The organism is Pontixanthobacter aquaemixtae (genome assembly GCF_009827395.1).
Classification (GTDB): domain Bacteria; phylum Pseudomonadota; class Alphaproteobacteria; order Sphingomonadales; family Sphingomonadaceae; genus Pontixanthobacter; species Pontixanthobacter aquaemixtae.
Genome location: NZ_WTYX01000001.1, coordinates 804,436 through 819,396 on the forward strand (window position 1 = coordinate 804,436; position 14,961 = coordinate 819,396).

The following is a 14,961-nucleotide window of genomic DNA, read 5'->3' on the forward strand; positions in this document are numbered from 1 at the left end:
TAACTGCACCGGTGTGGGCGTGAGCCTGCTTAGATATGGTGCGGGAGTAACACGGGAGAGTTGGAAATGAGGTTCGCTTCTAAGTTTAAGTTAGACGTTCGTTCGGCGTTGATGACAGGTGGTGCGGCGATCGCGCTGGCCAGCACTTCGGCGGCGCATGCGCAGGATGCCGATTCGGGCGAAGAAGCTGTTGAAGGCAGCGATGCTAACAACGATGAAGACATTGTCGTTATCGGGACTTTGATCCGCGGTATCGAAGTTGCCGGTTCGCAACCGATTTTGGTCTCGCAAGAAGATCTGGTCGAGCGCGGGGCGACCACGACCAACGAGCTGCTTTCTCTCGTTCCGCAGATTACAAACACCTTTAACGGCCGGTTTGAAGGTGATCCGCGCGGGGTCCGCGCAGGTATCTCGATCAACCGTCCAAACCTTCGCAACCTTCCGAACTTTAACAACGCCTCGGGTGGTACCACGCTGGTCCTAATGGATGGTCACCGGATTACCCCGGTCGGCGTTGGTCAAGCGTCGATTGATGCCGACGTTATCCCTGCCGCGGTTCTCGCTGGAATTGATGTCACAACCGATGGCGGCTCATCGCTCTATGGCGCTGACGCTGTGGCCGGTGTTATCAATTTCCGCACAATGCGCAGCTTTGACGGGGTCAAGGTTGACGCCAACTATGCGCTTGGTGCGACGCTCAAGGAATATGAGCAATATGACGGTTCGATCACCGTTGGTAAGGATTGGGGTACGGGTAACGCCTATTTCAATGTCGGCTATTACAATCGCGACATTATCCTGAACGGCGATACCGACTTTGCCAATGGTCTCGTTTTTGACCCGACGACTGGCGTCGGTGCGCCCATCGGTACGGAATGCCGCTCTCCGGTAGGCGTTCAGGTTGGCTACTTCTTCTTTGGTGCCGGTTATACAACCAACCCGGCTGCACCCGGGGCAGGCCCGCGTGCGGTCGGCACGCCGTGCGATCAGGTCGTTGAAGGAACCTATCAGCCCAAACAGGAGCGGACCAATTTCTTTGGATCGTTTACGCAAGAACTGTCTGACAAGCTGGAAATGCGGGTCACCGGTTACTGGGTGGATCGCGACACTGAAATTCGCAACTATCCGCTTGGCTACACCACGCGTCCGGCGACATTTGTTCCGCCGGCGGTGAACCCGCCAATCGGATCGGTCATCCTTATCGATGGCGGCACAGGCTTTTCGTTTGGTCCACATGCGTCATATGTCGACCGTCCAGTAGAAATCGGTCTCGAAACCTGGGGCATCACACCCACTTTCAAATATGATATTGGTGCCTCTTGGCAGCTCAACACCGTTTTCCACTATGGTGAATCGATCAACACTCAGGTGTTTCCCGACGTCAATCGGGTTGCTGCCCAGGCTGCTGTAGATAGCGGCGCTTTGGATCCGCAGAACGTTGCGGCTGCGAGCCCTGATGTTATCGCCAATATCCTGGATTTCGAGAATGCCCAGCGTACCCGGCATTCACTGTTTGTCGGGCGCGCGATTGCTGATGGCCCCTTGATCGAGCTGCCCGCAGGCCCTGTGTCTGCAGCGATCGGTGTGGAATACCAGTCGCCAATTGCACGGGTTCAACAGGCCTTCGGATCGGTGGGATCGGTGAACAGCACCGCTCCTATCAAAGCCAGCCGCGAAACGATCTCGGTGTTTGGCGAATTGTCTGTGCCGGTTACCGATTTTCTGACCATCGCCGGTTCGCTGCGTTACGATGATTACAGCGATTTTGGTTCGACCACCAATCCAAGCATCGGCTTCACTTTCGAACCGACTGACTGGATCCAGATCTTCGGCAACTTCAACACTTCGTTCAATGCGCCGACACCGCTGGATTCGCTGCCGCTTTCCTTGGGCCGTATCGGCGGCTTCGTCTACGATCTGGATCCAGGTCTGACGAACCCGTCATCAGTTCGACCTGATGACCCGCTTGGCCGGGACAATGGTTTGGGCACCCTTTCGCTGTTGCTGGAAGGTCCGGGTAACGGCTTGCGTCCACAAACGGCGCAGAGCTGGGCAGTAGGGTTCGAAGCAACCCCGACACCCGGGTTCAGATTTGGCGGCGAATATTACAGCATCGATTTCGACGATGTGCTGGGTGTGGTCGATGTGACCAATATCAGCACCTACACTCTGTTCCCGCAGTTCTATTACTACAATTCGGATGTTGACGGGCCGGGGGGCGTGTATGACGCGCTGGTATCCCAGCTTGCCAACGAGGATGTCATTCGCGCCACCATCCCGGCGGGCGATGTCGCGCTGCTCGTAGATCGCCGGATCAACAATCTGAACTCCGCCAAACTGGAAGGTATCGATTTCCACGCGAATTTCGACACCACAACCGGTCTGGGCGAGGTGTCGCTGGGTGTGGCAGGTAACGTGCAGCTGAAAGCTGACTTGATTGCCAGCGGCGTTCTGCAAGACAATCTCGGCCTCAACGCTCCAGAGTTCGTCGCGACCGCATTTACAGGTCTCAGAAGCGGAGGGTTCTCTGGCAAGTTGACCGTCAACTACTCGGGCAAATTTACCGATGGTGGCTTCGACTTCCAAAACAATCCGGTCACGATTGATCCGTATGTCACTGCCAACCTGTTCCTGTCCTATTCGATTGATGATGGCGCAGGTCCGCTCAATGGCACTACATTCCGTCTGAACGTCGACAATATCTTCGATGAACAGCCGGACTATATCATGCGCAACAGCAATAACTTCCTGTCGTACAATGGCTTCTCGCTTGGCACCGTAGTCCGCTTCGGTATCAGCAAGGAATTCTAGACGGAAGAAACTGCCTTTTGTGGCATTCTCTCCAAACTTCGGGCGGGGAACTTTCGAGTTCTCCGCCCAATTTTTTTGCCCGACGCTCGCTCGCCCCGCGCTCCTATCGCGCAAGCGATGCATTGTGGCGCCAAGCAATAGATCACCTCAAACCCGATCAAAATCTGATAGGCCGTGACGGATAGTCGCTTTGCAAGGTGAACAGGAGGAAATCGCGCATGACCGATGATACCAAAATACGGATTGGGCACCTTCCGCGCGAAGAGTGGACCGATGATGCGCGCGAAGTTTTCGCCTTTTGGGGCGAGCCGAATGCATGGGAAGAAGGGTCAAAGACCAACATCATGATGGTGATGGGCAACCATCCTCCGCTGGGCAAAGTGTTCAACATCTGGGGGAAGCATTTCCTCATGGAAAACACGTTGAGCACGCGGCAATTGGAAATCCTGGTACTGCGCGTGTCTGTTCGCGCGAAATCGATATACGAATGGCATAACCATGTCGGCTACGCCATGAATGCAGGTATCTCGCTGGAAGAGATCGCGGCAATCCGCGACTATCCCGAAGGTGGCGATTGGTCAGAAGAGGAAGGCGCGCTGATCCGCGCTGTCGATGAGCTGGTCGACCAACACAAGATCAGCGACGCTACCTGGGCGACACTGTCGAAGACGCTCAGCACCCAGCAACTGATGGATACGATCTTCACTATCGGGCACTATGTCATGACAAGCTGGGCGATCTCTTCGATGGGAGTTCCTGTCGAAGGCGGGGCTGACGTTATCGGGTTCGATCTCAAGACCGCATCGGGGAAGACGCCAGGCGGTACTTTCAAGCCTGGCGAGACCGACGATTGGGTCGATAGCCGCGGCTATTGAGGAAAGTTCACCCCCATACACTTTTGCATGTGCCGGTGCTTTCGCGACCATTCAACGAAACCTGCCGAGCTGAAGGAAGAAAATAGATGATCAAAGCTGAAGAACTGCTCGCAGCCGCCCGGGGTGCTTCCGGGCACGAAGATCTGGGAGATGACAGCATCCTGGAACCGTTCAATCTGCTGGTGGATTCGCTCAATAGCGAAGCCGGATTGACCGAAATGGGTGAGATGATCATTGGCCGCACTATTACGGGCTATCTGACCAACCGGCTCAATGTGGTCGATTGGATCAAGCAGAATCCCGAAATACTCGAAACCAGGATCGAAAAGCCCACATTTGTTTTTGGGCTTCCCCGAACGGGAACGACGCTGACCATAAACCTTCTCAATGAAGATCCCGCACGGCGTTGTTTCCTGCGCTGGGAAGCGTTTAATTCGGTGCCTCCGCCAAAGCCTGAAGAGCTGCATTCAGGCCCGCGTTACGAAGCTGCCCAGGCGCAAATCGATGCGTCATTGAAGGCGATGCCGCATATCTCAGCGATCCACCACGAGGATGGAGATTCGCCCAGCGAGTGCCAGTTCTCCATGGCACCAAGCTTCTGCGCGCAAGTGTATGACTCGCAATTTCATATGCCGAGCTACCACAAATGGTTTCTCTACGAAGCCGATTATCGTCCCGCCTTCCGTTACATGAAGCAGCTAATGCAGTTGCTGTCGTCTGAAACCGGCGGTCACTGGACGCTCAAAAACCCATGGCATCCGCTCTATCTCGATGCGCTGCACGAAACATTCAATGACGCGCAATTGGTGATGACTCACAGAGACCCCGCCGAAGTCGTGGGGTCGGCCTGCAGTCTGATCTGGAACGTGCGCAAGATTTACGCCGCTGAAGTGGATCGTGAACAGCTGGGTAGGGATGTGATCGAGACTTTCGATCTGATGATCAAACGTCAAAACGATTTCCGTGCCAAGCATGGGGCGGATGCGATCTATGACATCCAATATGCCGATCAGGTTGGTGACCCGATTGGAACAATGGAACGGCTTTACGATCATTTCGGAACCGATCTTTCGGAAAGCGCTCTTGCCGCAATGCGCGGCTATCTCGAAGCCAAGCCAAAAGACCGGTTCGGCAAACACGTTTATTCGCTGGAAGATTACGGCATGGACAAGGCCTTCGTGCGCGATCATTTCGCGGAGTATATTTCGGACTTTGATATCCAATTGAAGGATTGAGCAATGGACCTCCAGCTTTCCGGAACAGTCGCCATTGTGACCGGTGCCACTGCCAATATCGGCCGTGCAATTGCGCTTGATCTGGCCGCAGAGGGCGCAAAGATTATCGCAGTGGGGAGGGATGGCGAAGCTGGCGGCCGGCTGGTCGAGGAAATGCTCGATCGCGGTGCCGGAGCTGCGGAATTTGTCGCCGCCGACATGCTCGACCGTGCATCACCGGAGATCATCCGGAATGCTGCCGAAGCCCACGGGCCAGTCGATGTATTGATCAACAATGTTGGCGGAAATGTTGCCGGTGGCCATTTCGCTCAGTCAGACCCCGACAGCTGGGACGGCGATATCGATCTCAGCTTCAAGACCACTCTACGGATGACCCGGGAAATTCTGCCGGGAATGATCGAGCGGGGGCGGGGTCGGATCGTCAATATCGGTTCTACTGCGGGCATAGTCGGCGACTTCAATCTTCCGGTCTATTCCGCTTCCAAATCGGCAGTGCACGGTTTTACCAAGATTCTTGCCAAAGAGGTCGGCTCTAGTGGGATCACCGTCAATTGTGTCGCGCCCTATGCGACCATTCCGACCGAAGCGGCAGCGCTTAGCGCAGGCAGCCGGTTCAACCCTGAACGCAAATTCTTTGACAAGCTGTTTGCCGGTTCGAGCGATGAAGATGCCGCCAAGCGAATGCGGCCAACCGTTCTGCCAAAGCCTTTCGCCGCGCCCGAGGAAGTTTCCGGGCTTGTGGTCTTCCTCGCTTCGCACCGCGCCAGCTTTATCACGGGCCAAATTTACCCGGTAGATGGCGGCGCACTGCTGTAGCTGCAGTACGCGGCTGTAGTCAGCAGGTCAGGCAGCGGCCCTGATCTTTTCCGTCCCTTCAAGAGTCAGGCGGTGCATTACGCGCCCGGCGTCCTTGTCGTAGGGATAGGAACGGTGCAACAGGCCCGGGTTGTTGAACATGACCAGGTCGCCCTTCTTCCACTTGTGGCGATAGGTGAACCGGTCCTGCGTTGCCCAATCATAAAGCTCGTCGAGAATAGCACGGCCTTCATCATCGGACATGCCGGTAATCCGGTCGGCGGTCGAGCCAATCAGCATGGACACACGTCCGCCTGATTGTTGCCACACCAGCGGCCTGAAGGTGTCGGGCCAGATCGAATCCCAACGCGCGTAATCTTCTTCGGTCGGTGCGTCATACAGGCGGCTTGCGACCGCTTTCATACAGTGAACCACTTCGAGCTTCTTGAGTTGCTCTTTGCGCTCTTCGGGCAACGCCTCCCAAGCGGCATAAAGGCTCGCAAATCCGGTATCACCGCCTTCGCTTGGCGGGCTTTCGCATTTCAGCATCGTGCTCTTGCCGGGGGTATCGTAAATGATACCGTCCATGTGCCACCAGTCGTTGCCCTTGACGAATTCGATCTGGGTCTTGTCGTCCTTGTCCAAAGAGATGCGGTAAACACCCTGTTCGCTGCCAAGATGTTCATCCTTGGCGACGTCATAGAGTTCCTGGACATCACCCATCGCAGCATTGAGCGCGATGTAGGTTTCGTCGCTCATATTGATCTCAGGGAAAACGAGAACGTTGTACTCGCTCAAAGCTTCAAGGATGCGCTCGGGAACCCCGTCGTCGAGGACATCATCCAGGTCCACCCGCACATAAGCACCAATGGACGGTGTAATCGGGTCGAATTTCACTTTGGACATGATGTCATCCTCCTGAATGTCACTCCGGCTTCTTGAGCAGCTCGATCTCGGCCTTTGCTGTGGCGAGGGTTGCGCCCAGCTGGTTCTTCATTGCGCAGTCGACAGCGACCATGTGCCGTCCGTCATCGTCTACATATTTGTCCAGGATATTGCCGGTCATGATGGTGATATCGCCGGTCAGTGCCGGGCTGCGATAATTGGCAACCGAGTGCCGGACCAGGCCCCATTCGCTGGCCCAACCGGCGAAGTAATCGGTGATCCAGGCGCCCATTGATGCACCATATCCGTAGCCGCGCGGCATGCCGATGTAACGGGCCCAGCGTGGGAACAAATGCCCCCGCGAGGGGCCGATATAGGCACCATCGGTGTTTTCGGGATTGATCCGTTCTTCGGTCGGATCCTGTTCCGGCCCGGCCATAGGTCCCACAAATCCCAGTTCTTCCATGTCCAAATCGGTCCGCCGATGGGCGCCGCCCCACTGGGTAAAAGTGTAAGCGCGCCATTCAGTGGTGAAACTGACGATGGAATGCGGCCCGAATACCCTTTCCGGCAAAGCAGTGCCGGTGACGACATCGTCCCAATACCGCGCCGAATGGCCCAGATCGTGCAACATTTTGATCCACTCGAACTTGCGCGTTTCGAGCTCTTCCAGATCGTCATCGCTCCAAACCGGGTCTTCATGTCCTTCGGTCGTGTCGGATTGGCTCGCCTCGCCGGCCTCTTGATTATACCGGATCGAAGTCGAGCGTTGCTTGGCGATCAGGTCACCATCCTGATTGTAATAGAAATTGTCGCCCCTCTGGAAACAGGTGGGGCCAGCGAATGATGTGTCTTTGACTACGTAATCGTAGGGGATGCGTTCGTTCCAGATGCGATCACCGCTGACGATCCGCGGCCCGTAAAACCACCACTCATCACCGCCGAAAAGCATGTGCGAGTTGGGGATGTGCCCGATGCATGATGGCGCCGAACCATGCCCGTCATCCATGGTGACCGGGAAGCTTTGCGGCGCGACCAGCTGCCCGTGCCGACCTTCCATTGCAAAGGCGGAATCATAATGAAGGCGATTGGGGTAATGCATCGCCTGCGCCCATCGCCTGATATCGGTGTTCGCGACAGGTTCCACCATTCTGGCTGGCTGCATCGGCTTTCCGATGAAGTTGTCGAGATCCGAACAATCCAGTTTCGGTGTAGCCAATTTCAATTCCTCTCGCGATGTGACAGAGGAATCTCATGGCGCAGTTGGAAACCCTCGCCAAGGACTTGCGGAATGGACTCGGATTATATCGCCGCTGCGACGCTGCTGGCTATCAAGCAGAACATTCGCACTGGCGATGTATACTTGACTGTGATTGAATCGCTGTCTTGGACAGGTCATGGGTAAAGCCAAGTAAAGGGATTGGGAATATGACACGACAAGGTAAACGGCGCGCTCGCGATCCAATCGCAACCCGTGCTGACATTCTCGATGCCGCATTGACGCTTCTGGCCAAGGATGGCCTAGAGGCAGTGAGCCTTTCCGGAGTGGCGACACAGGCCGGTGTTAACCGGGGGACCGCCTATCAACATTTTGAAACGCGGGAGAGCCTCCTGGCGGCCGCCTTGCAACTGGTTTCAGAACGTATGTTCGAAGCGGTGTTCGGAGATTCGAACATTCTGGCGGAACGCGATGTCCGCAAGGTGGACATGGTCGAAACCACCGAAAATCTTGCAATATTCGCGATGGAAAATACCGAGCTCTGCCGGATCTGGCTGCTCCAATTGCTGGCGATGCCCGATCCGTCGCGCGATCCGTTCTGGCGCGAATACTCAGGCTCCATCGCACGCTTTGCCGAAACCGACCTCGCTAAACCGGGTATCGATGTTGATGTCTGGTCGCTGATTTCGCTTGCTGGCCAGTTTCTCTGGCCCGTCTGGTCGCGATCGCAGGCGAGAAGCGAGGAAGAGAAAGAGCAGCTGGTGCAGCGCTTTACCAATGAAATGCTGCGTCTCTCGGTCCACGGCGCTGTCGATCCGGAAAAGAACCCGAGCGTAATGGCGCGGCTCGCCTGGTCCAAAGGCAGGGGCGATCGCGAGAAGCGCAAAGCGACAAACTGATTACAATTAAAAGGACGATCCCAATATGTTCAATGCTATCCTCATCGAGAAAGAGGACGAAACCCAGTCGGTAAAACTGACGCAGGTTGATGAGGCCCAGCTTCCCGAAGGTGATGTCACGATCGACGTTGCCTATTCTACGCTCAACTACAAAGACGGGCTGGCGATAACAGGTTCGTCGCCTGTGGTGCGCAATTTTCCAATGGTGCCCGGCATCGACCTTGCAGGCACCGTTCGCGAAAGTTCGAACAGCGAATGGAAAGCGGGCGACAAGGTGGTCCTCAATGGATGGGGTGTTGGTGAAGTCCACTGGGGCGGCCTCGCGCAGGTTGCGCGCCTCAAGGGTGAATGGCTGGTTCCGCTTCCGGCTGCCTTCAGCGAAAAGCAAGCCATGGCGATCGGGACGGCGGGATATACGGCGGCTCTGTGCGTTGACGCGCTGGTCAATGGCGGTGTTGAGCCTGGTCAGGGAGAGATCCTTGTAACCGGTGCAACAGGCGGTGTTGGTAGTGTCGCAGTGGCCCTTTTGAAGAAAGCCGGCTTCGAAGTCGTTGGTTCGACAGGAAAGGCTTCAGAGGCGGACTATCTGGAGAAGCTGGGCGCTTCGAGTGTGATTGACCGGGCGGAGCTTTCCGAACGGGGCAAGCCGCTTCAGCGCGAGCGCTGGGCGGGCGTCGTCGATACTGTCGGCTCTTTCACTCTTGCAAACGCATGTGCGCAAACGAAATATGGCGGTGCGGTTGCGGCCTGCGGTTTGGCGCAGGGGCCTGATTTCAACACCACGGTGATGCCATTCATCTTGCGCGGAGTGCGGCTGCTGGGCGTTGACAGCGTGATGGCGCCGCGGCCCTTGCGGCTTGCCGCTTGGGAGCGGCTCGGCAAAGATCTCGATCCCGCGCTGCTTGAGGTTATTGCCGAGGAGATTTCCCTCGAGGATGCCGTTTCAACCGCTTCCGACCTTCTCGAAGGCAAGGTTCGCGGGCGTGTTGTGGTTGATGTGAACAGCTAAGCTGGCGGGAGATCGGGCCGGTGGCGCAAAACAAGTCGATTATCACCGGTCCGCCGCTGGAAGAAGAACCAGGTCTGGGCGATCTGACTCTTTCGGGTTGGTTTCGCCATGTCACCCGGCAAGGCGGCGATTCAGAGGCTCTGGTTTATTACGAAGGCGGGCTTGAGACCGGCGATCGTACCAGCTGGACATATGCCGATATGTGGGATCGTGCCAACGAAATTGCGCGAGCGCTGGTCGCGTGCGGTATAGGCAAGGGTGAACGGGTTGGCATCCTGATGACCAACCGGCCGGAGTTTATCTCTGCGACGTTTGGTGCTGCTTTGGCCGGGGCCGTTGCAACCACATTCAGTACCTTTTCTACCGCAGCCGAGATGGAGCATTTGCTCGCCGCATCTGGCGTTTCGATCCTGCTGTTGGAACGTAAAGTTCTCAAGAAGGATTTTGCGGAGATGATGGCCGGTTTCGATGCGGCAATAGCCGACGGGAAACCAACCAGCTTCCAGTCTGAGAAATTCCCCTTCCTGCGCCACATTGCCTGTATCGGCGAGCCTTTGGGCGCGATTGAAACGCTTGACCAATTTATTGTGCGCGGGGGTGACACGCCGCAGAACATTGTCGATGCCAGGGCGGCAAGCGTGACTCCCGCCGATCCCGGCGTTCTGTTCTTTTCTTCCGGTTCGACGGCAATGCCCAAGGGCGTGCTTTCGGCGCATCGCGGGGTTACCTTGCAGCTGTGGCGTTGGCCCCGCTGGTATCAGGTTGAACCAGGTGAAGCACGGACATGGTCGGCCAACGGATTTTTCTGGTCAGGCAATTTCTCGATGGCGTTTGGCGGGGCGCTGACGTCTGGCGGCAGCCTTGTTTTGCAATCCACATTCGATGCCGCTGAAGCACTGGCCTTGATCGAGCGCGAAAAGGCCACGCAGGTGCTGGCATGGCCGCATCAATATGGGCAGCTGGTCGCCGCGCCGAATTGGGATGTGGTAGATCTCTCGTCATTGAAATATGTCGATTGCAAATGCGCCATGGCTGATCACCCCACGATCGATAGCTCATGGCGAGAGCCCTATGCCGCCTTTGGCAATACGGAGACTTTTACGCTCATTTCCGCCTTTCCCGCCAACACGCCTGAGGATGTCATTTCGGGTAGCGTGGGCAAGGCTTGTCACGGCAATCGTATCAAAATTGTCGATCCGGTCAGCGGAGAGACGGTGCCGGTCGGCGAGAAAGGTGAGATCGTCGTCAAAGGGCCAACGCTGATGCTTGGTTATATCGGCGTACCAAATGATATGGTGCTGGATGGTGAAGGCTATCTGCATACCGGCGATGGCGGCCATATTGACGAAGAAGGCCGATTGTACTGGCATGGCCGGTTGAGCGATATCATCAAGACAGGCGGCGCCAATGTATCGCCGGTCGAAGTCGATACGCTTCTCAAAACGATGACCGGTGTCAAAGCGGTCCAGACGGTTGGCGTGGGCGATGATATGTTGGGTGAACTGGTCGTCTCCTGCATCGTGGCGCAGGATGGTGCAGATATCGACGAGCAGTCGGTCAAAGCATTCGCCAAGGAAAAACTCGCCAGCTTCAAAGTGCCGCGCCGGGTCTTGTTCTTTGCCGAACAGGAGCTTTCGCTGACCGGATCAGCCAAGATCAAGACCGCTGACCTGCGCGAGCTTGCGACCAAAAAACTGGCGGGAGATTCAGTGTGAGCAATGATGCAACAGCGATCGCCAATCTGAAAGCGCGCTATTGTCTGGCGGCTGACACCTCGACCAACGACGAGTCCGAGGCGCGGGCAATGTTTGACGGTGTTTTTACCGATGATTTTGTCGGCGATTATGGCTTCGGGACAATGGAAGGACCGCAAGCCATTACCGACTTTATGTGCAAGGCCATTTCGGCTGGCAGCGAATGGATGATCCACATGCTCGGTTCGCCGCGGATCGTGGTTGATGGCAATTCGGCGACAGGCGATTGGACCATCCACGTGGAATCGCGCCGGCGCGAAGGCGCGGGGTTGATGACAGTGGTCGGTCGGTACTCGGACACGTTCCGGAAAACGTCACAAGGATGGAAAATCGCGAGCATCACGTTCCAGCGATACGAATAATTGCCGGGCCGCCAGTGGGAAGGGGACCTCAATGAACGTCAGAGGAGTGATCCTGGCCGTGTTCGCTGCAACAGCGCTTGCGGGCACCGCGGTAGCCCAGGGAGGCCGTGAGATCCTGCCCATTCCCGATGGCGAGTTTCGCGGACGGATCGCGGAACATGTCAATGATTCGGAGCCAGATTTCGGGAATGCGGTAAAAGCACCTGCGGGCGCGCCGAACATTCTGCTTTTCATGAGCGACGATGTCGGTTTTGCGATGGCGGGCACATTTGGTGGTCCGGTACCCACGCCGAATTTTGATCGGCTGGCCCGCAAGGGCCTCCGCTTCAACCGGTTCCACACAACCGGAATCTGCTCGCCCAGTCGCGCAGCCCTTTTGACCGGGCGCAATCACCACAATGCAGGGGTCGGTTACCTCGCAGATCTCCCCAACGGCTATCCCGGCTATAGCGGGCGCATTCACCGGTCGACCGCGTCAATTGCCCAAGTTCTCACGCTAAACGGTTACAGCACTGCGATGTTCGGCAAACATCACAATACACCCACGCAAGAGAGGACGGAGGCTGGCCCGTTCGACAATTGGCCCACAGGTCTGGGATTTGAGTATTTCTTTGGCTTTGTCGGGGGCGATATCGATCAGTTCAGCCCCAATCTCTATCGCGGAATCCAGCGTGTCGATCCCGATGAAGCGCCCGACACTATCTTGGAAAAGCGTTTGGCAGATGATGCCATTCGCTGGATTCACAACCAGAAAGCCGGCGCGCCTGATAAGCCTTTCATGATCTATCTTTCACCCGGTTCAACGCATGCCCCGCATCAGGCACCGGCGGAAGTCGTTGCACGGTTCAGTGGCAAGTTTGATCATGGCTGGGATGAGGAGCGCAAGCGGATTTTTGCGCGCCAGAAGTCTGCAGGAATCATTCCCGCTTCGGCAACGCTCACACCGCGTCCGGAACAAATGCCTGCCTGGGATACACTTACCGACGGTCAGCGACGCTTCGCAGCACGATCGATGGAAGCAGCGGCGGCGCAAATGGCCTATCAGGACGAACAATTGGGCCGGATCGTCGACGAACTCGACAGGATGGGCGAACTTGAAAAAACGCTAATCGCGATCGTTAGCGGCGATAACGGTGCGAGCGCCGAAGGCGGCCCCAGCGGCACTCTGAACGAGATGCGCAACATCAGCTTCCATGCCGAACCGGATGATTGGCTTCAGGCAAATATTGACGAAATCGGTGGTCCCGGGGCGCACGGAAATTATCCTGTCATGTGGGCCTGGGCGATGAACACGCCCTACCGCTGGACCAAACAATATGGCTCCATGTTGGGCGGGATCCGCAACCCCTTGATCCTCAGCTGGGGCAATCGCGCTTCACAACCGGGCTCGGTATGCGGGCGATTTGGCCATGTGATCGATCTATACCCAACAATCCTCGACGCAGCAGATTTGCCAGTGCCGGTCAGTGTGCTTGGCACCAAGCAAAAATCTGTCGACGGGGAAAGCCTGCTCTCTAGCTTCGACATGTGCGAGCCGGACAAACCGCGCACGCAATATTTCGAAGTCGGCGGCAAGGTTGGCCTGTATCACAATGGCTGGTTCCTATCCGGTGATGACGGCCGGGTAGGGTGGAAGGATGTACCACCGGAAGGCGATCGTCCGACGATCAAATGGACGCTGTATGATCTGCGCAAAGACTTCTCCCAAGGCACGGATGTTTCGCAGCAGCACACCGCAAAACTCGCGGAAATGCAGTCTCTGTGGGGTGATATAGCCCGCGCCAACAATGTATTTCCGCTTGATCACCGTTTCGCCCGGGCCCGTGGAAGTGCACTGCATCGGCCAAGCGGCCGGTCGGTATTTGAATTTTGGGGCAAGGATGTCTCGCTGCCCGGCAACGTCGAGCCGATGCTGCTTGCCCGAAGCTTTACCGTAACCGCGACTATCGCGCCCGAGAGCCCCGATGCCTCGGGAGTAATCCTGGCAATTGGCAGCCGGTTCGGAGGGTGGAGCCTCTATCTCGATAAGGGACGGCCCGCATTCCATTGGGCGCGATCGCGGATGGAATGGGAAAACCAGTCTGGCATCGCATCCCGCCCGCTGCCAGCAGATGCAGAAGAATTGACGATGCGCTTCGTCACTGGCCGGCCTGGTGGCCCTGCCACGGTGATCATCACATCGGCTGAAGACGAATATTTGCGCGTCGAATTGCCGGTCAATGTTTTCACAGTCGCTGGCGGAAGCGAGACGCTGGATATCGGGCGCGATCTGGGCGTCACGGTCACAGAATACCGGACCGCGCGCGGCGCGTTCGAAGGTGAAATTCCCCATATAGAGGTGAGATATGACTGACATGCCAAACAGGTTTTCGGGCAAAGTTGTTGTTGTAACAGGCGGTGCGGCCGGGCTTGGACGGGCATTTGCGCTCGCCTTTGCAAGGGAAGGGGCGCATCTCGTTCTGGTCGATATCGACGAGGCAGGGATGAGGGAAACGACACGGCTGGTCGAACAGGCCGGGGGCACTGCTTCGTCGCATCGCTGCGATCTATCGCGCGAGGATGAAATTGGATCGGCTGCAGATGCAATTCTGGCAGAGCGCGACCATGTCGATGTTCTGATCAACAATGCGGGATTGCACGCTGGACAGATTGCGCGCGATTTCTTCGATGTCGGGCTGGAAAAATGGCAGCACTATTTCGCAGTCAATTGTTTTGCACCTGCGCTTCTCGCTGAAAAGCTGCGCTCTGGCCTCGCAAACGCCAAGGGAGTGATTATCAACCAATCTTCGATGGCCAGCTATGTCCCTGCAACCGCTTACGGGATCACCAAGGCTACGCTCAATGCGTTTACCTTCGCGATGGCAAACCAGTATGCCGGTGATGGTGTGAGAGCGGTCGCAATTGCGCCGGGCCTGATGGCCACCGAAGCAGCGCAGGAAGGCGTCGAAGATGCCAATTGGGAACGGCTGAAATCAATGCAACAAGTTGGGCGGCAGGGCACTCCCGAAGACATAGCCAATCTTGGCGTATTTCTGGCTTCGGATGAAGGAAGCTTCATCAACAACCAAGTCTATCTTTGCGATGGCGGAAACTCCTTGAGAGGCTGGAGAGGGTAGC

At 56.6% G+C, this 14,961-nt stretch carries 12 protein-coding genes; 10 read left to right on the forward strand and 2 right to left on the reverse strand.

What is annotated here, in order from left to right:
- The first annotated feature begins 66 nt into the window (after positions 1-66).
- The 4 genes from GRI41_RS03900 to GRI41_RS03915 all read left to right on the forward strand — a co-directional run bounded on the left by GRI41_RS03900 (position 67) and on the right by GRI41_RS03915 (position 5,737).
- Positions 67-2,811, forward strand: a complete 2,745-nt coding sequence (locus GRI41_RS03900) for a TonB-dependent receptor domain-containing protein (protein WP_160603454.1) — start codon at positions 67-69, stop codon at positions 2,809-2,811.
- 218 nt (positions 2,812-3,029) lie between these two features.
- Positions 3,030-3,686 (forward strand): carboxymuconolactone decarboxylase family protein, encoded by a 657-nt coding sequence (locus tag GRI41_RS03905; protein WP_160603455.1) that lies wholly within the window; start codon positions 3,030-3,032, stop codon positions 3,684-3,686.
- A gap of 86 nt (positions 3,687-3,772) precedes the next feature.
- Positions 3,773-4,921, forward strand: a complete 1,149-nt coding sequence (locus tag GRI41_RS03910; RefSeq protein ID WP_160603456.1) for a sulfotransferase family protein — start codon at positions 3,773-3,775, stop codon at positions 4,919-4,921.
- Positions 4,922-4,924: 3 nt separating this feature from the next.
- Positions 4,925-5,737: an SDR family NAD(P)-dependent oxidoreductase gene (locus GRI41_RS03915; RefSeq protein ID WP_160603457.1), complete on the forward strand. Its 813-nt coding sequence runs from the start codon at positions 4,925-4,927 to the stop codon at positions 5,735-5,737.
- Positions 5,738-5,764: 27 nt separating this feature from the next.
- Here GRI41_RS03915 and GRI41_RS03920 read toward each other — a convergent pair whose 3' ends face one another.
- Together GRI41_RS03920 and GRI41_RS03925 are read right to left on the reverse strand one after the other, a co-directional pair.
- Positions 5,765-6,622 carry a TauD/TfdA dioxygenase family protein gene (locus GRI41_RS03920; protein WP_160603458.1) on the reverse strand — a complete coding sequence of 286 codons (858 nt, stop codon included), beginning with the start codon at positions 6,620-6,622 and terminating at the stop codon, positions 5,765-5,767.
- 19 nt (positions 6,623-6,641) lie between these two features.
- Complete coding sequence (locus tag GRI41_RS03925; protein WP_160603459.1) at positions 6,642-7,820, reverse strand: FAS1-like dehydratase domain-containing protein; 1,179 nt, start codon at positions 7,818-7,820, stop codon at positions 6,642-6,644.
- A 209-nt stretch (positions 7,821-8,029) separates the two neighbouring features.
- Here GRI41_RS03925 and GRI41_RS03930 point away from each other — a divergent pair, with 209 nt between their 5' ends.
- From GRI41_RS03930 to GRI41_RS03955, 6 genes are read left to right on the forward strand one after another with little or no spacing between them, the layout of a single operon-like run.
- A complete protein-coding gene (locus GRI41_RS03930; RefSeq protein WP_160603460.1) occupies positions 8,030-8,719 on the forward strand; it encodes a TetR/AcrR family transcriptional regulator in 690 nt (229 codons plus the stop codon).
- A gap of 25 nt (positions 8,720-8,744) precedes the next feature.
- Positions 8,745-9,728, forward strand: coding sequence for an acrylyl-CoA reductase (NADPH) (acuI, locus tag GRI41_RS03935; RefSeq protein ID WP_160603461.1), 984 nt, complete (start codon positions 8,745-8,747; stop codon positions 9,726-9,728).
- A 20-nt stretch (positions 9,729-9,748) separates the two neighbouring features.
- On the forward strand, positions 9,749-11,443 hold the full coding sequence (locus GRI41_RS03940; protein WP_328600508.1) for a class I adenylate-forming enzyme family protein: 1,695 nt from the start codon (positions 9,749-9,751) through the stop codon (positions 11,441-11,443).
- Entirely contained in the window at positions 11,440-11,844 is a 405-nt protein-coding gene (locus GRI41_RS03945) for a nuclear transport factor 2 family protein (RefSeq protein WP_160603462.1), read from the forward strand. The genes GRI41_RS03940 and GRI41_RS03945 overlap by 4 nt, the downstream gene beginning before the upstream one ends.
- 31 nt (positions 11,845-11,875) lie before the next feature.
- Complete coding sequence (locus GRI41_RS03950; protein WP_160603463.1) at positions 11,876-14,197, forward strand: arylsulfatase; 2,322 nt, start codon at positions 11,876-11,878, stop codon at positions 14,195-14,197.
- Positions 14,190-14,960, forward strand: a complete 771-nt coding sequence (locus GRI41_RS03955) for an SDR family NAD(P)-dependent oxidoreductase (protein ID WP_235901050.1) — start codon at positions 14,190-14,192, stop codon at positions 14,958-14,960. Before GRI41_RS03950 ends, GRI41_RS03955 begins: the two co-directional genes overlap by 8 nt.
- The last annotated feature ends 1 nt before the right edge of the window (position 14,961 follow it).